Consider the following 20,816-nt stretch of genomic DNA (forward strand, 5'->3'; position numbering starts at 1 on the left):
GGCGTCGACCGTCGACCGTCTGCCGTCGCCCGGCCGCCCCGCGACGCGCGAACACCCCGCGACGGAACGCAACGCGGCGCGCGCGGGCCACAGCTGCGCGCGACGCGCGGCCCCGCGCGCGGACGCCGCCGCGTCAGCCCGCGCCGACGAGCCGGTAGCCGACGCCCGTCTCGGTGACGATGTGCTGCGGCTGCGCGGGATCGGTTTCGAGCTTCTGCCGCAGGTGCGCCATGTAGATCCGCAGGTAGTGGTGGCTTTCGACGTGCGTCGGCCCCCAGACGTCGCGCAGCAGCTGACGGTGCGTGAGCACGCGGCCCGCGTGCCGCACGAGCGTCGCGAGCAGCCGATACTCGAGCGGCGTCAGGTGGACCACCTCGCCGCCGCGCCACACGCGCCGCAGCGCGAGGTCGACGCTCACGTCGCCGAACTTCACGAGCGGCGACTCGGCCGCGCCCCCCTGATTGCGCCGCCGCAGATGCGCGCGAATACGCGCGAGCAGCTCGGACACGCCGAACGGCTTCGTCAGGTAGTCGTCGGCGCCCGCGTCGAGCGCGGCCACCTTCTCCTCCTCATGCGTGCGCGCCGACAGCACGATCACCGGCATCTCGGACCAGCCGCGCAGTTCGCGAATCACGTCGAGGCCGTCGCCGTCCGGCAGGCCGAGATCGACGATCGCGAGATCGGGCTTGCGGGTCGCGGCCTCGATCAAGCCCTGGCGGCCCGTTTCTGCGTCGAACACCGCGATCCCCTCTTCCTCGAGCGCGCTGCGCACGAAACGGCGGATCTGTTTTTCGTCTTCGATCAGAACGACGGTGACGGTCGGTTCACTCATGGTCATGCGGATGTTCGTTGGATACGGGCGCCGGCGCGCCGGCGCCGCGGCCAGTCTCAAGCACCGGCGCGGCTCGGCGCGGCTCGGCACGGGAACGTGCGTCGGCGCTTGCGCCGGATGCGTGCTCGCCGCTTTCCGGTTTGCCGCTTTCCGGTTTGCTGCTTTCCGGTTCGCCGCTTTCGCGCTCGACGGCCGCGTGTACATCGTCGGCCGCGCGCTCGCCGGGCGCGGCGCGGGAACACGCGTCGGCGGACGGCTCGCCCGCCGGCGGCTCGCCGAAGGGCGCTTCACCCGCGCGGCCCGCCGCGCCCGCCTCGTCGTCCGACCGCTCGCCGTCCGGCTCCTCGTCGCCCGCGCCGGGCTCGGGCGGCGGCGTCTCGACGGGCAGCGTGAACCAGAAGCGCGCGCCCTCGACCCGGCCGTTCGGCCCGAGCCGGTTGAGCGCGCCGATTTTACCGCCGTGCGCGTCGACGATCGCGCGGCAAATCGCGAGCCCGAGGCCGATGCCGGGCGTCGCCGACTCCTTCTCGCCGCGCGTGAACTTCTCGAAAATCCGCGCCTCCATGCCGGCCGGCAACCCCGGGCCGTGGTCGTCGACGAACACGCGCACGAACGGCCGGCTGTCGTCGACGATGCGCTCCGCGCCGATCTCGATCGGCGTGTCGAGCGGCGTGTACTTCGCCGCGTTCTCGAACAGGTTCGCGAAGAGCCGCTCCATCAGCACCGCGTCCATCTGCAGCAGCGGCAGATCGGCCGGCAGCCGCACGCGCGCCGGATGACGCGCGAGCACGCGCTTGCACGCGCCGAGCGCCGCGCCGACCGTCTCCTCGAGCAGCGACCACTGGCGCTTCAGTTGCAGGCTGCCCGCCTGCAGCCGCGCCATGTCGAGCAGGTTCGTGACGATCCCCGTCATCCTGAGCGCCTCGTCGTGGATCGACTCGACGAGCTCGTCCTCGCGCGCGGGCGGGCCGACGCCGTCGTTGCGCGGCGCGCCGCGCGCGTTCGCGAGCATCGACGACAGCCCGACGATCGCCGTGAGCGGCGTGCGCAGATCGTGCGAGATCGCCGACAGCAGCGAGTTGCGCAGCCGCTCCGATTCCATGTTGACGAGCGCGTCGCGCGCGATGTCGACGTAGTGGACGCGCTCGAGCGCGAGCGCGATCTGCGCGGCGAACGCGTCGATCATCCGCTGCTGCTCGGGCACCTCGAGCTCGCGCGAATCCTTCGTGACGACGGCGAGCACGCCGCGCGTGCGCATCGGCGCCTTCAGCGGCAGATAGAGCGCCGTCGCCGCGGGCAGCGTGTCGGTGCCGTGCCCGGCCGGCTTCTGCTGGTCGTACACCCATTGGCCGACGTCGATGTCGAGCGCCGCCCCCGTGATCGTCACCGCCTCGTCCGGGTTCTCGATCTTCTGCTGGACCTTGTCGCCGCTGTCCGGCAGCAGGATCGCGACGCGCGCGCGGAACACCTCGGACACGTGCCGGCCGCCGATCTCGACGATCTGCTCGGCCGTGAGCGCCGCCGCGAGCTCGCGCGCCATCGCGTACATCGCGCTCGTGCGCCGCTCGCGCCGCTGCGCGATCGTCGCGCCGCGCGTGAGGCTCGACGTCAGATGGCTGATCACGAGCGACGTGAGCAGCATTCCGAAGAAGGTCAGCAGATACTGCGTGTCCGTCACGGAGAACGACATGCGCGGCGGCACGAAGAAGTAGTCGAACGCGGCGACCGACAGGAACGACTGCACGACGCCCGGCCCGCGCCCGAGGCGCACCGCCGAGAACACGACGCCGAGCAGGTACAGCATCACGAGATTGGTCAGGTCGAGATGGCTCTGCAGCAGGTTCGCGACGCCCGTGATCAGCGCGCAGATCGCCGCCGCATAGCCGTAGTTGCGCGGCGGCGAGCGGCCGTCGACGACGCTCGAGAACGCGTCGCGCCACGCGCGCGCGCCGGCGTCGAGCGGCGCGCGCGCGTCCTCGCCCGCCGACGCGCGGATCAGCATCAGGTCGACGTCGCCCGCGCGCTCCGCGAGCTGCTCGCCGAACGGGCGCGAGAAGCGGCGCAGCAAGCCGCTCTTCGACGAGCCGCCCGCGACGATCTTCGACACGTTGCGCACCTGCGCGTAGCCGATCAGCGCGGCGACCGCGTCCGCGCCCGTCAGCGTCGCCGTCTCGGCGCCGAGCTCGGCCGCGAGCTTCAATGCGTTGAGCGTGCGCTGGCGGGCCGCGTCGGGCAGCCGCGCGAGCCGCGGCGTCTCGACGTACACCGCGAGCCAGTCGGCCTTCAGGCTCGCGGCGAGGCGCGCGGCCGCGCGCACGAGCGTCGGCGCTTCGGGCCCCGGGCCGACGCACACGAGCAGGCGCTCGCGCGCCTGCCAGATCCGCTGGATCGAGCGATCCGCGCGGTACTCGCGCATCTGCGCGTCGACGCGGTCGGCCGTGCGCCGCAGCGCGAGCTCGCGCAGCGCGATCAGGTTGCCCTTGCGGAAGAAATTGCGCACCGCCCGCTCGGCCTGCTGCGCCATGTAGACCTTGCCTTCGCGCAGCCGGCTCAGCAGCTCCTCGGCGGGCAGGTCGACGAGCGTGACTTCGTCGGCCACGTCGAACACGCGGTCGGGCACGGTTTCCCACACGCGAATGCCCGTGATCGCGCCGACCACGTCGTTCAGGCTCTCGAGATGCTGGACGTTGACGGTCGTGTAGACGTCGATGCCCGCGTCGAGCAGCTCGTACACGTCCTGCCAGCGCTTCAGGTGCCGCGCGCCCGGCACGTTCGAGTGCGCGAGCTCGTCGACGAGAACGAGCTGCGGGCGGCGGGCGAGCGCCGCGTCGAGATCGAACTCGCCGATCTTGCGGCCGCGGTATTCGATCTGCATGAGCGGCAGCACGTCGAGCCCTTCGACGAGCGACGCCGTCTCGCTGCGGCCGTGCGTCTCGACGATGCCGACGACGACGTCGACGCCCTCCTGCTTGCGCGCGCGCGCGGCGAGCAGCATCGCATAGGTCTTGCCGACGCCCGCCGACGCGCCGAAGAAGATCTTCAGCTTGCCGCGCTGCTGCTTTTCCTCTTCTCGCTGGATCTTGTCGAGAAGCTGATCAGGATCGGGACGGTTCATGCGAGGCCGAGGTCTCCGGTTGGCGGCTGAAATTCATTGTCGTTCGAAAACGCCCAAAAAGGAAAGGACGACGCGTCGAGCGCGTCGTCCGGATGGCGCGACGGGGCCGCGGCGCGGGCGGCGGCGTTCCCGCCGCGCCGTCGATTGCGACGCCGCGCCGCGCTTCGCCCCACCCTGCGCTCCCCCCGCCGCGAACGCGCCGCGCGGCCCGGCGGCGGGCGGCGGGCGGCGCGGCGCGTCAATGCGCGTCAATGCGCGTCAATGCGCGGCCTGCGCGGCGTCGAGCGCGAGGTTCAGCTTCAGCACGTTCACGCGCGGCTCGCCGAGCACGCCGAACTGGCGGCCCGCCGTATTGTCCGCGACGAGGCGGCGCACGTCGGCTTCCGGCATCTTGCGCGCCTGCGCGACGCGCGCGACCTGATAGTCGGCCGCGGCCGGGCTGATTTCCGGATCGAGGCCGCTTGCCGACGCCGTCACGAGGTCGACGGGCACGGGCTTCGACAGGTCGGTGCCCACCGCCTTCAGCGCGTCGAGCCGGCCCTTCACCTGATCCTTCAGCGAAGGATTGAGCGGCCCGAGATTCGAGCCGCCCGAGCCCATCGCGTTGTACGGCATCGGGCTCGTCGCCGACAGGCGGCCCCAGAAGTACTGCGGCGCGTCGAACTGCTGGCCGATCAGCGCGGAGCCGACGATCTTGCCGCCCTTCTCGACGAGGCTGCCGTTCGCCTGCGACGGGAACACGGCCTGGCCGAAGACCGTCATCACGGCCGGATACGCGAGCCCCGTCACGACGGTCAGCACGACGAACACGACGATGAGCGGACGAAACAGTGATTTCATGACGATGTTCCTTTAAACCCAGCCGAAGACGGCGAGCACCATGTCGATCAGCTTGATGCCGGCGAACGGCACGAGAATCCCGCCGAGGCCGTACACGAACAGATTGCGGCGCAGCAGCGACGCCGCGCCGAGCGGGCGATACTTCACGCCCTTCAACGCGAGCGGAATCAGCAGCACGATGATGAGCGCGTTGAAGATCACGGCCGACATGATCGCCGACGCGGGCGTGGCCAGATGCATCACGTTCAGCGCGTCGAGCTGCGGGTACGTGGTCGCGAACGCGGCCGGAATGATCGCGAAGTACTTCGCGATGTCGTTCGCGATCGAGAACGTCGTGAGCGAGCCGCGCGTCATCAGCATCTGCTTGCCGATCTCGACGATCTCGATCAGCTTCGTCGGGTTCGAGTCGAGATCCACCATGTTGCCCGCTTCCTTCGCCGCCTGCGTGCCCGTGTTCATCGCGACGGCCACGTCCGCCTGCGCGAGCGCCGGCGCGTCGTTCGTGCCGTCGCCCGTCATCGCGACGAGGCGGCCCGCCGCCTGGTGCTCGCGGATCGTCGCGAGCTTGGTTTCCGGCGTCGCTTCCGCGAGGAAATCGTCGACGCCCGCCTCCGCCGCGATCGCCGCGGCGGTGAGCCGGTTGTCGCCCGTCACCATCACGGTCTTGATGCCCATCTTGCGCAGCTCGGCGAAGCGCTCCTTGATGCCGCCCTTCACGATGTCCTTCAGCTCGATCACGCCGAGCACGCGCGCCGCGTCGCCCTGCTTTTCCGCGACGACGAGCGGCGTGCTGCCGCGGCGCGCGGCGTCGTCGACCGCGCGCCGCACTTCTTCCGGAAAGCGGCTGCCGTGCGTCTCGACGTAGCGGCGGATCGCGTCGGCCGCGCCCTTGCGGATCTCGCGGTCCGGCGCGCCGGACGGCGCGCCCGTGGGGGCCAGGTCGACGCCGCTCATCCGCGTCTGCGCGGAAAAGCCGATGAACGTCGCGTGCAGTTGCGCCATGTCGCGCTGGCGGATGTTGAAGCGCTCCTTCGCGAGCACGACGATGCTGCGGCCCTCCGGCGTCTCGTCGGCGAGCGACGACAGTTGCGCGGCGTCCGCGAGCGTGGCCTCCGTCACGCCGGGCGCGGGCAGGAACGCCGACGCCTGACGGTTGCCGAGCGTGATCGTGCCCGTCTTGTCGAGCAACAGCACGTCGACGTCGCCCGCCGCCTCGACCGCGCGCCCCGACGTCGCGATCACGTTCGCCTGCATCATCCGGCTCATGCCCGCCACGCCGATCGCGGACAGCAGACCGCCGATCGTCGTCGGAATCAGGCACACGAGCAGCGCGACGAGCGCGGTGATCGTCACGACGTGCCCCGCCTTCATCGCGTCGACCGAGAACATCGAGAACGGCAGCAGCGTCGCGGTCGCGAGCAGCATCACGATCGTCAGCGCGACGAGCAGGATCGTGAGCGCGATCTCGTTGGGCGTCTTCTTGCGCTTCGCGCCCTCGACCATCGCGATCATCCGGTCGAGGAACGCCTCGCCCGGGTTCGCCGTCACCTGGACGACGATCCAGTCGGACAGCACGCGCGTGCCGCCCGTCACCGACGAGAAATCGCCGCCCGATTCGCGGATCACGGGCGCCGATTCGCCGGTGATCGCCGATTCGTCGACCGACGCGACGCCTTCGATCACGTCGCCGTCCGCGGGAATCGTGTCGCCCGCCTCGACGAGCACGACGTCGCCGCGGCGCAGATCCGACGCCGTCGTGATGCGCACGGGCGACTTCGGATGCGGCTCGTTGAGCTTCTTGGCCATCACGTCCTTCTTCGCGCTGCGAAGCGACGCGGCCTGCGCCTTCGAGCGGCCTTCGGCGATCGCCTCGGCGAAGTTCGCGAACAGCACGGTGAACCACAGCCACAGCGTCACCGCGAGAATGAAGCCCGCGGGCGCCTCGGCCTGCCCCATCAGCGCGGCGATCCACAGGATCGTCGTCAGGATGCTGCCGACGTACACGCAGAACATCACCGGGTTGCGGAACTGCGTGCGCGGCGTGAGTTTCTTGAACGAATCGACGATCGCCGGGCGCACGAGCGCCGGGTCGAACATCGATCGCGTAGCGGAATGTTGAGTCATTGCAATCCTCAGATGCGCGTATCCAGTTGTCTGGTTGTGCGCGAGTCCTCTCGTGTCGTTTGCGTGTTCAATGCGCGCCGACGAACAGCATCAGGTGCTCGACGCCCGGGCCGAGCGCGAGCGCCGGCACATAGGTGAGCGCGCCGACGAGCAGCACCGTGCCGAGCAGCAGCACGACGAACAGCGGGCCGTGCGTCGGCAGCGTGCCGCTCGTCGCGGCGATGCGCTTCTTCGCGGCGAGCGAGCCCGCGATCGCGAGCACCGGGACGATCGTGCCGAAGCGGCCGAACCACATCGCGATCGCCGTCATCCAGTTGTAGAACGGCGTGTTCACCGAGAGCCCCCCGAACGCGCTGCCGTTGTTGTTGGCGGCCGAGCTGAACGCGTACAGGATCTCCGAGAAGCCGTGCGGGCCGGGGTTCGCGATGCCGGCGCGGCCCGCGTCGGCGAGCACGGCGATCGACGTGCCGACGAGCACGAGCAGCGGCGTGAGCAGCACGACGATCGACACCATCTTCATCTCGTACGACTCGATCTTCTTGCCGACGTATTCGGGCGTGCGGCCGATCATCAGGCCCGCGACGAACACGGCGAGCAGCGCGAACACGAGCATCCCGTAGAGGCCGGAGCCGACGCCGCCGAAGATCACTTCGCCCAGCTGCATCAGGAGCATCGGCACGAGCCCGCCGACGGGCGTGAGCGAATCGTGCATCGCGTTGACGGCGCCGCACGACGCGGCCGTCGTCGCGACGACGAAGATGCCCGTCTGCGCGATGCCGAAGCGCGTTTCCTTGCCTTCCATGTTGCCGCCCGCCTGCAGCGCGCTCGCCGTCTGATCGACGTTCAGCGACGCGAGCACCGGCGTGCCGCCCTGCTCGGCGTTCATCTCGATGCCGATCGCGACCGCGAGCGCGACCGTCATCGCGGCGAGCACCGCGACGCCCTGCCGGCGATCGCCGATCATGTTGCCGAACACGAGACAGAGCGCGGCCGGGATGATCAGGATTGAGAAGATCTCGAGGAAGTTCGAGAACGGCGTGGGGTTTTCGTACGGATGCGCGGAATTGCCGTTGAAGAAGCCGCCGCCGTTCGTGCCGAGCATCTTGATCGCTTCCTGCGACGCGACGGGCCCCATCGCGAGCGTCTGCGCCTTCACGGGCGTCGTCACCGTGACCGGGTTGCCCTTCGCGTCCTTGACCGGATTGCCCTGCGCGTCGAGCTTCGGCGCCGCGTAGGCCGTCGTCTGCAGCGTCGGCACGTCCTGGTACGCCTTCATGTTCTGGATCACGCCCTGGCTCATCAGGAGCGCGGCGACGATCGCGGCCATCGGCACGAGCACGTACATCGTCACGCGCGTCACGTCGACCCAGAAGTTGCCGATCGTCTTCGCGGTGTGGCGCGCGAAGCCGCGGATCAGCGCGATCACGACGACGATGCCCGTGGCCGCCGACAGGAAGTTCTGCACGGTCAGGCCGAGCATCTGCGCGAGATAGCTGACGGTCTGCTCGGGCGTGTAGTCCTGCCAGTTCGTGTTCGTGACGAACGACACGGCCGTGTTGAACGCGCCGTCGACCGTCATCGGGCCGAAGCCCTGCGGGTTGCCCGGCAGCAGGCCCTGCACGCGCAGCAGCCCGTAGAGGAACAGCACGCCGAGCGCGTTGAACGCGATCGTCGCGATCGCGTACTGCTTCCAGCTCATCTCGGCCTGCGGGTCGACGCCCGCGATCCGGTAGAGCGCGCGCTCGAGCGGGCCGAACACGCGCACGACGGCCGACGAGCCGTCCATCACGCGGTTCAGGTAACGCGCGACCGGCACCGCGGCCGCGATCAGGACGACGATGAAAAGCGCCGCCTGCAACAGATTGTTCGCGTTCATTCGATGTCCTCCGCGCGCAACAGTGCGTAGACGAGATACGCGAACAGCAGGAACGTCGCCGTTCCCGCCAACCACAACATCCAGCTCATGAACGCCCCCCGCGACCGTATCGCGCAAGCTTCTCGCAACCGGCGATCAGCGCGAGCATCAACCCCGTGAAAAGCGCCAGACCGCCTATGTAAACCGCATCCATTCTTGTTTCTCCGTGTTCCAAATCGGACCGGTGAAACGTTAGAGGATTGCGTGTAAAGGGCAGGTCAAAGGTTCGCAGGGGGATGTAAAAAGCGCGTAAACGCGAACAGGCCGCGCCGCGGGAAGGCGCGACGCGTCGCGCCGTTCGCTGCGGATCGGATCGTCGGAATCGGCATGCGGCGCGCTCGGGCGCCGCGCCGTTCGCGCATCGGCAGCCGGCGCGTGCGGCGCCGCGCCGTTGCGAACGGTCATGCAACGAGCCGGCGCGCGGAACGGAAGGCGCGCGCGCCGGCTCCGGCACGCGGGGGCGTCACGGACGCGCCCGCGCGCGGATCAGGGCAGCAGGATCGTCGAGCCCGTCGTGCGGCGTGCCTCGAGATCGCGGTGAGCCTGCGCGACGTTCTCGAGCGGATAGCGCTGCTGGATGCTCGTCTTCACGCGCCCGGACGCGATCACGTCGAACAGCTCGGCCGCGTTGCGATCGAGATCCTCGCGCTTCGCGATGTACGAGAACAGCGTCGGCCGCGTGAAGAACAGCGAGCCGCGCGACGAAAACTCCTTCGAGTCGATCGGCGGCAGCGGCCCGGATGCGTTGCCGAAGCTGACGAAAAGCCCGAGCGGCGCGAGGCAGTCGAGCGAGCCGACGTAGGTGTCCTTGCCGATCGAGTCGTAGACCACCGGCACGCCCGCGCCGTTCGTGATGGCCTTCACGCGCTCGGTGAAATTCTCGCGCGTGTAGACGATCGGATGGTCGCAGCCGTGCGACTTCGCGAGCGCCGCCTTCTCGTCGGAGCCGACCGTGCCGATCACCGTCGCGCCGAGCGCCTTCGCCCACTGGCAGACAAGGAGGCCGACGCCGCCCGCCGCCGCGTGGATGAGGATCGTGTCGCCCGGCTTGACCGCGTACGTGCGGCGCAGCAGATATTGCGCGGTCAGACCTTGCAGCATCACCGACGCCGCGTCTTCGTAGCCGATGCCGTCCGGCAGCTTGACGAGCTTCGCGGCGGACAGCACGCGCTCCTGCGCGTACGCGCCCGGCGGCTGCGCGACGTAGGCGACGCGGTCGCCCGGCGCGAGCGTCGTCACGCCCTCGCCGACTTCCGTGATTTCGCCCGCCGCCTCCATGCCGAGGCCGCCCGGCAGCGGCTGCGGGTAGAGGCCGGTGCGGAAATAGACGTCGATGTAGTTGAGGCCGACCGCGTGCTGCTTGATGCGGACTTCGCCCGGCTGCGGCGCGCCGACGTCGACGTCGACCCTCTTCATGACCTCCGGGCCGCCCGGCTGGTCGTAACGAATTGCCTTCGGCATGCTGGCTCCTCCTGGTTGCGATGCGCGTTGAGTTCGGAATCGGTTGGCGCGCCCGGGCGATGCGCGGGCGCGCGCAATGCGTGGACGAGCGCGACGCCCACGGCCGGCGGGTGGAACGAAGCGCGTCGGACGGCGTCGGACGGCGCCGGCGCTGTCGGCGCTGTCGGCGCTGTCGGCGCTGTCGGCGCTGTCGGCGCGCGCTCGCGTCGCGTCGCGTCGCGTCGCACGATTGTCGCGCGTTGCGGGAACGCTTGCAGGGCCCGGCTTCGACGCGCGTCGGATGCGCCGCGGGAGCCGGAATCGAGCGGTCGGCCCGCGCGGGCGGATGACGCCGCGCAATACGGCGCAATACGGCGCAAACGCGGCAAGCGCGCCCGTGCAGCGCCCGCGAGCGGCGGTTCGCTCGAACCGCGGCGGCGACGCCGCCGAAATGCGGCGAGCACCCGGCGAACTGCGGCGATGCCGCCGAGGAACGGTTGCGCGTCCGGGAGACGGTGCGACGACACGCCACGCGGACGCTGCTCGCGCCGGAGACGATCAACGCGCAGCCTCGATGCGCGTGAGCGGGCGCCGCTCCAGTTCGCCCGAGAGTCACGAAAACAAGGCCGCGACGCTCAAGAGCCGGCGATGTCCGGCCGCCCCGCCCGCTCGCCCCGACCCGCCGCAGCACCGGCTTCGGCCGCGCCGGCGTGCCCGCTCGGGCGCGCCGCGCCGCTCACGCCTTCGCAGCGAGCCGGCGCATCAATTCGTCGAGCAGCACGCGCGCCGTCGCGACGTTGGTCGCGACCGGCACGTCGTGCACGTCGCAGGCGCGCACGAGCGCCGTGATGTCGGGATCGTGCGGCTGCGCGGTCATCGGATCGCGCAGGAAGATCACGATGTCGACGCGCCCGTCCGCGAGCTCCGCGCCGATCTGCAGGTCGCCGCCAAGCGGCCCCGACAGCTTGCGTTCGACCTCGAGCCCGTGCGCCTGCGCGATCCGCCCGCCCGTCGTGCCCGTCGCGACGAGCCGGCATTGCGCGAGCGCCGCCCGGTAGGCGCCCGCGAGCGCGACGATTTCGTCCTTCTTCGCATCGTGCGCGATCAGCGCAATGCGGGGAGTGCTCATCTGTGAATCCTCTTCTGCTGATCTGTCGACGCGGGCCGACCGCGCGCGCCGGTCGCGGCCGATTCCGCTCCGCTTGCGTGCGCTGATGCGCGGTCACGCCCGAGCGGCGCCGAACCTGACCGGCGGCCGGCGCGCCGCCGTGCTAGCGCCGCCCCGCTACTTTACGGGCCCGGCATGACAGGCTCAAATCGTTTCAGAACGTGCCGGGATACGCGCCGCCGTCGAGCAGCCAGTTCTGCCCGGTGATGTAGCCGGCATGGACGCTGCACAAAAACGCGCACGCCGCGCCGAACTCGTCGGGCGTGCCGAGGCGCCTGGCCGGAATCTCCTTCGTGCGGCGCGCGCGCAGCTCGTCGACGGTGGCGCCTTGCGCCTTCGCCGCGGCGGCGAGCGTCGTCGCGATCCGGTCGGTGTCGAACAGGCCCGGCAGCAGATTGTTGATCGTCACATTGTGCTCGACGACCTTGCGCGCGAGCCCCGCGACGAAGCCGGTGAGGCCCGAGCGCGCGCCGTTCGACAGCGCGAGCACGTCGATCGGCGCCTTCACGGCCGAGCTGGTGATGTTGACGATGCGCCCGAAGCGCCGCGCGATCATCCCGTCGACGGTCGCGCGGATCAGCTCGATCGGCGTCAGCATGTTCGCCTCGAGCGCGCGAATCCAGTCGTCGTGCGAGAAATCGCGGAAGTCGCCCGGCGGCGGGCCGCCCGCGTTCGTCACGAGGATGTCGGGCTGCGGGCACGCGGCGAGCGCGGCCGCGCGCCCTTCCGGCGTCGTGATGTCGCACGCGACGGCCGTCACGCCGGCGCCCGTCTTCGCGCGGATGTCGGCCGCGGCCGCCTCGAGCGTCTCGCGCGTGCGCGCGACGATCACGAGCGTTGCGCCCTCGGCCGCGAGCGCTTGCGCGCAGCCGAGCCCGAGGCCCTTGCTGGCCGCGCACACGAGCGCGGTCCGTCCTGCGATTCCCAGATCCATTGAGCGTGTTCCTTACCGATGCCTGCATGACGAAAACCGCCGCCGCGCGCAGCCGGGCGGCGCTTGACGCGCGCCCGTCCCGCCGCCTGCGACCGAACGCGCGCGCCAAGCGCGCGTCGAAACGCCGATAATATCCGGATCGCGAGCGTTCATCTTCGGTAAACTTGCGGCTGTCCCGCGCGCAGCCTGCCGACCCGGCACGCCCGCCGTCCCAGAATCCTTTGAGCCGCCGCTTCCATGAAACAGGACAGCCGTTTTCCGAATCTCTTCATCCTCGACCATCCGCTGATCCAGCACAAACTCACGCACATGCGCGACAAGGACACGTCGACGCGCACGTTCCGCGAGCTCCTGCGCGAAATCACGCTGCTGATGGGCTACGAGATCACCCGCAATCTTCCGATCACGACGAAGCGGGTCGAAACCCCGCTCGTCGAGGTCGACGCGCCCGTGATCGCCGGCAAGAAGCTCGCGATCGTGCCCGTGCTGCGCGCGGGCGTCGGGATGTCGGACGGCCTGCTCGAGCTGATTCCGTCGGCGCGCGTCGGCCACATCGGCGTGTACCGCGCCGACGACCACCGCCCGGTCGAATACCTGGTGCGCCTGCCCGATCTGGAAGACCGGATCTTCATCCTGTGCGATCCGATGGTCGCGACGGGCTATTCGGCCGCGCACGCGATCGACGTGCTCAAGCGCCGCGGCGTGCCGGGCGAGCGGATCATGTTCCTCGCGCTCGTCGCCGCGCCCGAAGGCGTGCAGGTGTTCCAGGACGCGCATCCGGACGTGAAGCTCTATGTCGCGTCGCTCGATTCGCACCTCGACGACCACGCGTACATCGTCCCGGGCTTGGGCGACGCGGGCGACCGCCTGTTCGGCACGAAAAACTGACGGGAAACGCCGGCGGCCGGCGCGGGCTCGTGCGTCGAGCCGAGCGCGGCAGGCCGCGCCGTGCGCACGCGGCCGGGCCCGCGCGCGGGCACGATGCGCGGCCCCGGTGCGCCGCGGTTCGCGCGCCGCGCGGCGGCCGCTCGCCCGCCGTCTGCCCGTCAAACGGCGCACCGCCGCGTGATAAAATCACGTTCCACTCGATAACGCGCGGCCCAAGCGGCATTCGCCCGCTCACGCGGCCGCCGGACTCAACGACAGACACATTGAAACGCCTGCGCGGCCTGTCGCGCTAGCGGACGGAGAAAAGTATGGCTGGTCACTCGAAATGGGCCAACATCAAGCATAAGAAGGCGGCGGCCGATGCGAAGCGCGGCAAGATCTGGACGCGCCTCATCAAGGAAATCCAGGTGGCCGCGCGCCTGGGCGGCGGCGACGCGAACTCGAACCCGCGCCTGCGTCTCGCGGTCGACAAGGCGGCCGACGCGAACATGCCGAAGGACAACGTGAAGCGCGCGATCGACCGCGGCGTCGGCGGCGCGGACGGCGCGAACTACGAAGAGATCCGCTACGAGGGCTACGGCATCGGCGGCGCGGCGATCATCGTCGACACGCTGACCGACAACCGCACCCGCACGGTCGCCGAAGTGCGCCACGCGTTCTCGAAGTTCGGCGGCAACATGGGCACCGACGGCTCGGTCGCGTTCATGTTCGATCACGTCGGCCAGTTCCTGTTCGCGCCGGGCACGTCGGAAGAAACGCTGATGGAAGCGGCGCTCGAGGCGGGCGCGAACGACGTCAACACGAACGACGACGGCTCGATCGAGGTGCTGTGCGACTGGCAGGAATTCTCGAAGGTGAAGGACGCGCTCGAAGCGGCGGGCTTGAAGGCCGAGCTCGCCGAAGTCACGATGAAGCCGCAGAACGAGATCGAGTTCACCGGCGAAGACGCAGTGAAGATGCAAAAGCTCCTGGACGCGCTCGAGAATCTCGACGACGTGCAGGAGGTCTACACGAACGCCGTCGTCATCGAGGAATGAGCGTTGCGCGGCCGCCCTTTCGCGCGAAAGACGGCCGCCGCCGTTTCTCGCGGCCGGCCCGCCTCGCGCGCGCCGGCCGCCCTATTTTCTAGTCTGCGGGGAATCCCATGAAACTACTCGTCGTCGGCTCCGGCGGCCGCGAACATGCGCTCGCCTGGAAGCTCGCCCAGTCGCCGCGCGTCCAGCTCGTCTACGTTGCGCCCGGCAACGGCGGCACCGCGCAGGACGAGCGCCTGAAGAACGTCGATCTGAGCTCGCTCGACGATCTCGCCGATTTCGCGGAATCCGAAGGCGTCGCGTTCACGCTCGTCGGCCCGGAAGCGCCGCTCGCGGCGGGCATCGTCAACCACTTCCGCGCGCGCGGCCTGAAGATCTTCGGCCCGACGAAGGAAGCGGCGCAGCTCGAGAGCTCGAAGGATTTCGCGAAGGCGTTCATGAAGCGCCACGGCATTCCGACCGCCGACTACGAAACGTTCACCGACGCGGCCGCCGCGCACGCGTACCTCGATGCGAAAGGCGCGCCGATCGTCGTGAAGGCGGACGGCCTCGCCGCGGGCAAGGGCGTCGTCGTCGCGACGACGCTGGAAGAAGCGCACGCGGCCGTCGACATGATGCTGTCCGGCAACAAGCTCGGCGACGCCGGCGCGCGCGTCGTGATCGAGGCATTCCTCGACGGCGAGGAAGCGAGCTTCATCGTGATGGTCGACGGCAAGAACGCGCTCGCGCTCGCGTCGAGCCAGGACCACAAGCGCCTGCTCGACGGCGATCGCGGCCCGAACACGGGCGGCATGGGCGCGTACTCGCCCGCGCCGATCGTCACGCCGCAGATGCACGCGCGCGTGATGCGCGAGATCATCATGCCGACCGTGCGCGGCATGGAGAAGGACGGCATCCGCTTCACGGGCTTCCTGTACGCGGGCCTCATGATCGACCGCGACGGCAACCCGCGCACGCTCGAATTCAACTGCCGGATGGGCGACCCGGAAACGCAGCCGATCATGGCGCGCCTGAAGAGCGATTTCTCGAAGGTCGTCGAGCAGGCGATCGCGGGCACGCTCGATGCGGTCGAGCTCGAATGGGACCGCCGCACGGCGCTCGGCGTCGTGCTCGCCGCGCACGGCTACCCCGATGCGCCGAGAAAGGGCGACCGGATCAACGGCATCCCGGCCGAAACCGCGCACTCGGTGACGTTCCATGCGGGCACGACGTTCGACGGCGACAAGCTCGTCACGTCGGGCGGGCGCGTGCTGTGCGTCGTCGGCCTCGCCGATTCGGTGCGCGGCGCGCAGCAGGCCGCGTACGAGGCGATCAACCAGATCACCTTCGAGGGCATGCAGTACCGCCGCGACATCGGCCACCGCGCGCTCAACCGCAAGACGGTCTGACGCGCCGCGCCGCTCCTCGCGCGCCGGCTTCCCGGCCGGCGCGCCCTCTCTTCTGCCGGGGTTCGCTAGAATGCCCGGCAGAAGCATTTTTCGACGGCATCCGTCATGCGGATGCCGCCCCACATCGATGACCGATTCGACTTACGACGTCAACCGAGTACGCGCGTATCTGCAAGGGTTGCAGACGCGCATCGCCGACGCGCTCGGCGCGTTCGACGGCACGCCGCTTTGCGCCGACGCGTGGCAGCGCGGCCCCGGCGAGCGGCTGCGCGGCGGCGGCTGCACGCGCATCGTCGAGGAAGGCGGGTTCTTCGAGCGCGCGGGCATCGGCTTTTCCGACGTCGCGGGCGACGCGCTGCCGCCGTCAGCGAGCGCCGCGCGCCCGCAGCTCGCCGGGCGCGGCTTCGAGGCGCTCGGCGTGTCGCTCGTGCTGCACCCGCGCAATCCGTACTGCCCGACCGTGCACATGAACGTGCGGATGCTGATCGCGACGAAGCCGGGCGAGGCGCCCGTGTTCTGGTTCGGCGGCGGCATGGATCTGACGCCGATTTACGGCTTCGAGGAAGACGCGCGGCACTTCCATCGCACGTGCCGCGCGGCGCTCGATCCGTTCGGCGCCGAGCTGTACCCGCGCTTCAAGAAGTGGTGCGACGACTATTTCTTCCTGAAGCATCGCAACGAGGCGCGCGGCGTCGGCGGCATCTTCTTCGACGATTTCTCGGAACTCGGCTTCGAACGCTCGTTTGAAATGCTGCAAAGCGTCGGCGACGCGTTCCTGCCGTCGTACCTGCCGATCGTCGAGCGCCGCCGCGACACGCCGTACGGCGAGCGCGAGCGCGCGTTCCAGGCGTACCGGCGCGGCCGCTACGTCGAATTCAACCTGGTGTTCGACCGCGGCACGCTGTTCGGCCTGCAAAGCGGCGGCCGCACCGAGTCGATCCTGCTGTCGATGCCGCCGACGGCGAGCTGGCGCTACGACTGGCGCCCGGAGCCGGGCACGCCGGAAGCGCGCCTCTACAGCGACTTCCTCGCGCCGCGCGACTGGGCATGAGCCGCCCCGCCACCGGCCGCGCCGCCGCCGCGAAAGGACGCGCGCCGAATCCCGACCACGCGGGCCCGCCGCCGCTGCCGCGCCGCATCGGCATGCTCGGCGGCACGTTCGACCCGATCCACGACGGCCATCTCGCGCTCGCGCGCCGCTTCGCCGACGTGCTGCGCCTGACCGAGCTCGTGCTGATGCCGGCCGGCCAGCCGTATCAGAAGCAGGATGTGTCGGCGGCCGAGCACCGGCTCGCGATGACGCGCGCCGCGGCGGGCTCGCTCGTGCTGCCGGGCGTCGCCGTGAGCGTCGCGACCGACGAGATCGAGCACGCCGGGCCGACCTACACCGTCGAGACGCTCGCGCGCTGGCGCGAGCAGCTCGGCGCCGACGCGTCGCTGTCGCTGCTGATCGGCGCCGACCAGCTCGTGCGCCTCGACACGTGGCGCGACTGGCGCCGGCTCTTCGACTTCGCGCACGTGTGCGCGGCGACGCGGCCGGGCTTCGACTTCGCGGCGGCGTCGCCCGCCGTCGCGGCCGAGATCGCGAGCCGGCAGGCCGGCGCCGACGTGCTGCAGGCGACGCCCGCCGGGCGCCTCTTGATCGACACGACGCTTTCGCTCGACGTCGCCGCGACCGACATCCGCGCGCACCTGCGCGAATGCATCGCGCGCCGCGCGCGGGTGCCCGACGCGTCGGCCGAGCACGTGCCCGCCGCCGTGTGGGCCTATATTCTCCAACATCGTCTCTACCACCCCTGATTCCATGGATATCCGCAAACTCCAGCGCGTGATCGTCGACGCTCTCGAAGACGTCAAGGCGCAAGACATCAAAGTGTTCAACACGAGCCATCTGACCGAGCTGTTCGACCGCGTGATCGTCGCGTCCGGCACGTCGAACCGGCAAACGAAGGCGCTCGCGTCGAACGTGCGCGACAAGGTCAAGGAAGCGGGCGGCGACGTCGTCAGCTCCGAGGGCGAGGACACGGGCGAATGGGTGCTCGTCGACTGCGGCGACGCCGTCGTCCACATCCTGCAGCCGGCGCTGCGCCAGTACTACAACCTCGAGGAGATCTGGGGCGACAAGCCCGTGCGGATGAAGCTCGGCGGCGTGGCGGCGAACGCGCGCGGCGCGCGCGCGGCCGACGGCGCCGACGAGGACGAATCCGACGACGACGAGGCGCCCGCCGAGCGCCCGGCGCGCAAGACGACGGCCGCGCGCCGCCGCTGACGCGCCGTTTCGTCGCGCCTGTCGGCTTTCTCGCCGTCACCGCCTTCGTCGCTTTCTTTTTTTCATCGTTTTCATTGCTTTCGCCGCCATGAAACTGCACATCGTCGCGGTCGGCCACAAGATGCCCGGCTGGATCGCGACCGGCTTCGACGAATACGCGAAGCGGATGCCGCCCGAGCTCAGGATCGAGCTGCGCGAAGTGAAGCCCGAGCTGCGCTCGGGCTCGCGCACGGCCGAGAGCGTGATGGCCGCCGAGAAGCAGCGGATCGAGGCCGCGCTGCCGAAGCACGCGCGCGTCGTCGCGCTCGACGAGCGCGGCCGCGACTGGACCACGATGCAGCTCGCGCAGGCGCTTCCCGCATGGCAGCAGGACGGCCGCGACGTCGCGTTCGTGATCGGCGGCGCCGACGGGCTCGATCCGGAGCTCAAGTCGCGCGCCGAGCTGCTGCTGCGCGTGTCGAGCCTCACGCTGCCGCACGGCATGGTTCGCGTGCTGCTCGCCGAGCAGCTTTACCGGGCGTGGAGCATCACGCAGAATCACCCTTACCATCGCGCGTAGCGGCCGTCGTCCCGACGCGCCGCACGTGTCCATCGAGACAACCCAGAAGATGCCCGATCGCGCCGCCGCCCCGTCCTATCCGTTCGTCTACCTCGCCTCGCAAAGCCCCCGCCGCCGCGAACTGCTCGACCAGCTCGGCGTGCGCTACGTACTGCTCGCGCCCGCGCCGCACGAGGACGCCGAAGCGCTCGAAACCGAGCTGCCGGGCGAGACGCCCGACCATTACGTGCTGCGCGTGTGCGTCGCGAAGGCGGCGGCGGCGCGCGCGCGGCTCATCGCGGGCGGCAAGCCGGCCGCGCCCGTGCTCGTCGCCGACACGACGGTCACGATCGACGGCGCGATCCTCGGCAAGCCCGCCGACGCTGCGGACGCGCTCGCGATGCTCGCGCGCCTCGCCGGCCGCACGCACGAAGTGCTGACGGCGCTCGCGGTGATCGACGCGACGGGCGAGCTGATGCCGCCCGCGCTGTCGCGCTCCGAAGTCCGCTTCGCGCCCGCGACGCGCGACGCGCTCGAGCGCTACGTCGAAACCGGCGAGCCGTTCGGCAAGGCGGGCGCGTACGCGATCCAGGGACGCGCCGCGGAATTCGTCGAGCGAATCGACGGCTCCCATTCAGGTATCATGGGTCTGCCCCTTTTTGAGACCGCGGCGCTGCTGCGCGCGGCGCACGTCGCCTTCTGAACCGCCCCATCGCACCATGAACGAAGAGATCCTGATCAACATCACGCCGCAGGAAACGCGGGTCGCGCTCGTCCAACAAGGCGCGGTGCAGGAGCTTCACGTCGAGCGCACGCTGTCGCGCGGACGCGTCGGCAACATCTATCTCGGCAAGGTCGTGCGCGTGCTGCCCGGCATGCAGTCGGCATTCATCGACATCGGGCTCGAGCGCGCGGCGTTCCTGCACGTCGCCGACATCTGGCAGCCGCGCGCGGCCGACGCGCCCGTCGCCGTGCACCAGCCGATCGAGAAGATCGTGTTCGAGGGGCAGACGCTGATGGTCCAGGTGATCAAGGACCCGATCGGCACGAAGGGCGCGCGGCTGTCGACGCAGATCAGCATCGCGGGCCGCACGCTCGTCTACCTGCCGCAGGAGCCGCACATCGGCATCTCGCAGAAGATCGAGAGCGAAACCGAACGCGAAGCGGTGCGCGCGCGGCTGACCTCGGTGATTCCGGCCGACGAGAAAGGCGGCTACATCGTGCGCACGATCGCCGAGGACGCGACGCCCGACGAGCTCGCCGCCGACGTCGCGTACCTGCGCAAGACCTGGGCGACGATCGTCGCGCAAGGCCAGCGCTTGCCGCCGACGAGCCTGCTGTATCAGGATCTCGATCTCGCGCAGCGCGTGCTGCGCGATTTCGCGAACGACGACACCACGCGCATCCAGGTCGATTCGCGCGAGACGCACCAGCGGCTCGTGGATTTCGCGGCCGAGTTCACGCCGGCCGTGAGCCCGAAGCTGCACCACTACACGGGCGAGCGGCCGCTCTTCGATCTGTACAACATCGAGACGGAGATCCAGCGTGCGCTGTCGCGCCGCGTCGATCTGAAATCGGGCGGCTACCTGATGATCGACCAGACGGAAGCGATGACGACGATCGACGTGAACACGGGCGGCTACGTGGGCGCGCGCAACTTCGACGACACGATCTTCAAGACGAACCTCGAAGCGGCGCACACGATCGCGCGGCAGTTGCGGCTGCGCAATCTCGGCGGGATCATCATCATCGATTTCATCGACATGGAGAACGCCGAGCATCGCGACGCGGTGCTCGCCGAGCTGAAGAAGGCGCTCGCGCGCGACCGCACGCGCGTGACGGTGAACGGCTTCTCGCAGCTGGGGCTCGTCGAGATGACGCGCAAGCGCACGCGCGAGTCGCTCGCGCACGTGCTGTGCGAGCCTTGCCCGACGTGCCAGGGCAAGGGCCAGGTGAAGACCTCGCGCACCGTGTGCTACGACGTCCTGCGCGAGATCCTGCGCGAGTCGCGCCAGTTCAATCCGCGCGAGTTTCGCGTGATCGCGTCGCAGCAGGTGATCGACCTCTTTCTCGACGAGGAGTCGCAGCATCTCGCGATGCTGATCGATTTCATCGGCAAGCCGGTGTCGTTGCAGGTGGAGTCGAATTTGAGCCAAGAGCAATACGACATCGTGCTGATGTAGATTCATCCGGCGTCATACGGGCGCCTGTCGATCCCGAATGCGCGCTGCGTCGCGACGACGGAGCCCGCCGTCCAGCGCGGGTTCGAACGCGCAAGCGCAAGCACGAGCTTGCTAGCGGATTCGTCGTCGATCCGGACGGCGGCGGTCC

18 protein-coding genes are annotated in these 20,816 nt (G+C 69.9%); 9 read left to right on the forward strand and 9 right to left on the reverse strand.

Features of this window, described 5'->3' with window-relative positions; all coding sequences use genetic code 11:
- Nucleotides 1-133: 133 nt before the first annotated feature.
- From kdpE to WS78_RS13705, 9 genes are all read right to left on the reverse strand, one after another.
- Entirely contained in the window at nt 134-832 is a 699-nt protein-coding gene (gene kdpE / locus WS78_RS13665; RefSeq protein ID WP_038747356.1) for a two-component system response regulator KdpE, read from the reverse strand.
- Nucleotides 825-3,947, reverse strand: a complete 3,123-nt coding sequence (locus WS78_RS13670) for a DUF4118 domain-containing protein (protein WP_059574645.1) — start codon at nt 3,945-3,947, stop codon at nt 825-827. The genes kdpE and WS78_RS13670 overlap by 8 nt, the downstream gene beginning before the upstream one ends.
- A 258-nt stretch (nt 3,948-4,205) precedes the next feature.
- The gene (gene kdpC / locus WS78_RS13675) at nt 4,206-4,787 is read right to left on the reverse strand and encodes a potassium-transporting ATPase subunit KdpC (RefSeq protein ID WP_059574647.1); all 582 of its coding nucleotides are present in this window, start codon (nt 4,785-4,787) and stop codon (nt 4,206-4,208) included.
- Between the two features lie 12 nt (nt 4,788-4,799).
- Nucleotides 4,800-6,911, reverse strand: a complete 2,112-nt coding sequence (kdpB, locus tag WS78_RS13680) for a potassium-transporting ATPase subunit KdpB (RefSeq protein ID WP_059574650.1) — start codon at nt 6,909-6,911, stop codon at nt 4,800-4,802.
- 67 nt (nt 6,912-6,978) lie between these two features.
- Entirely contained in the window at nt 6,979-8,787 is a 1,809-nt protein-coding gene (kdpA, locus tag WS78_RS13685; protein WP_059574653.1) for a potassium-transporting ATPase subunit KdpA, read from the reverse strand.
- Nucleotides 8,784-8,876, reverse strand: a complete 93-nt coding sequence (gene kdpF, locus WS78_RS13690; protein WP_038753116.1) for a K(+)-transporting ATPase subunit F — start codon at nt 8,874-8,876, stop codon at nt 8,784-8,786. Before kdpF ends, kdpA begins: the two co-directional genes overlap by 4 nt.
- A gap of 436 nt (nt 8,877-9,312) precedes the next feature.
- The gene (locus WS78_RS13695; protein ID WP_059574655.1) at nt 9,313-10,287 is read right to left on the reverse strand and encodes a quinone oxidoreductase family protein; all 975 of its coding nucleotides are present in this window, start codon (nt 10,285-10,287) and stop codon (nt 9,313-9,315) included.
- A 715-nt stretch (nt 10,288-11,002) separates the two neighbouring features.
- Complete coding sequence (locus tag WS78_RS13700) at nt 11,003-11,395, reverse strand: methylglyoxal synthase (RefSeq protein WP_038753122.1); 393 nt, start codon at nt 11,393-11,395, stop codon at nt 11,003-11,005.
- A gap of 193 nt (nt 11,396-11,588) precedes the next feature.
- Complete coding sequence (locus tag WS78_RS13705) at nt 11,589-12,368, reverse strand: SDR family oxidoreductase (RefSeq protein ID WP_038753124.1); 780 nt, start codon at nt 12,366-12,368, stop codon at nt 11,589-11,591.
- Between the two features lie 237 nt (nt 12,369-12,605).
- Between WS78_RS13705 and upp the strand changes: the two genes are divergently transcribed.
- From upp to rng, 9 genes are all read left to right on the forward strand, one after another.
- On the forward strand, nt 12,606-13,256 hold the full coding sequence (gene upp / locus WS78_RS13710; RefSeq protein ID WP_038753126.1) for a uracil phosphoribosyltransferase: 651 nt from the start codon (nt 12,606-12,608) through the stop codon (nt 13,254-13,256).
- Between the two features lie 308 nt (nt 13,257-13,564).
- Nucleotides 13,565-14,293, forward strand: a complete 729-nt coding sequence (locus WS78_RS13720) for a YebC/PmpR family DNA-binding transcriptional regulator (protein WP_038753127.1) — start codon at nt 13,565-13,567, stop codon at nt 14,291-14,293.
- Between the two features lie 107 nt (nt 14,294-14,400).
- Nucleotides 14,401-15,678 (forward strand): phosphoribosylamine--glycine ligase, encoded by a 1,278-nt coding sequence (purD, locus tag WS78_RS13725; protein WP_038753128.1) that lies wholly within the window; start codon nt 14,401-14,403, stop codon nt 15,676-15,678.
- 127 nt (nt 15,679-15,805) lie between these two features.
- Nucleotides 15,806-16,729 carry an oxygen-dependent coproporphyrinogen oxidase gene (hemF, locus tag WS78_RS13730; RefSeq protein WP_059574656.1) on the forward strand — a complete coding sequence of 308 codons (924 nt, stop codon included), beginning with the start codon at nt 15,806-15,808 and terminating at the stop codon, nt 16,727-16,729.
- Nucleotides 16,726-17,478, forward strand: coding sequence for a nicotinate-nucleotide adenylyltransferase (locus WS78_RS13735; RefSeq protein ID WP_038753133.1), 753 nt, complete (start codon nt 16,726-16,728; stop codon nt 17,476-17,478). Before hemF ends, WS78_RS13735 begins: the two co-directional genes overlap by 4 nt.
- A gap of 4 nt (nt 17,479-17,482) precedes the next feature.
- The gene (rsfS, locus tag WS78_RS13740; protein ID WP_038753135.1) at nt 17,483-17,947 is read left to right on the forward strand and encodes a ribosome silencing factor; all 465 of its coding nucleotides are present in this window, start codon (nt 17,483-17,485) and stop codon (nt 17,945-17,947) included.
- A gap of 88 nt (nt 17,948-18,035) precedes the next feature.
- Nucleotides 18,036-18,506 carry a 23S rRNA (pseudouridine(1915)-N(3))-methyltransferase RlmH gene (gene rlmH / locus WS78_RS13745; RefSeq protein ID WP_038753137.1) on the forward strand — a complete coding sequence of 157 codons (471 nt, stop codon included), beginning with the start codon at nt 18,036-18,038 and terminating at the stop codon, nt 18,504-18,506.
- A gap of 49 nt (nt 18,507-18,555) precedes the next feature.
- Nucleotides 18,556-19,188: a Maf family protein gene (locus tag WS78_RS13750; protein ID WP_059574658.1), complete on the forward strand. Its 633-nt coding sequence runs from the start codon at nt 18,556-18,558 to the stop codon at nt 19,186-19,188.
- A 16-nt stretch (nt 19,189-19,204) separates the two neighbouring features.
- Nucleotides 19,205-20,668, forward strand: a complete 1,464-nt coding sequence (gene rng, locus WS78_RS13755) for a ribonuclease G (RefSeq protein ID WP_059574660.1) — start codon at nt 19,205-19,207, stop codon at nt 20,666-20,668.
- Nucleotides 20,669-20,816 lie beyond the last annotated feature (148 nt).

This window comes from Burkholderia savannae (assembly GCF_001524445.2).
Classification (GTDB): Bacteria; Pseudomonadota; Gammaproteobacteria; order Burkholderiales; family Burkholderiaceae; genus Burkholderia; species Burkholderia savannae.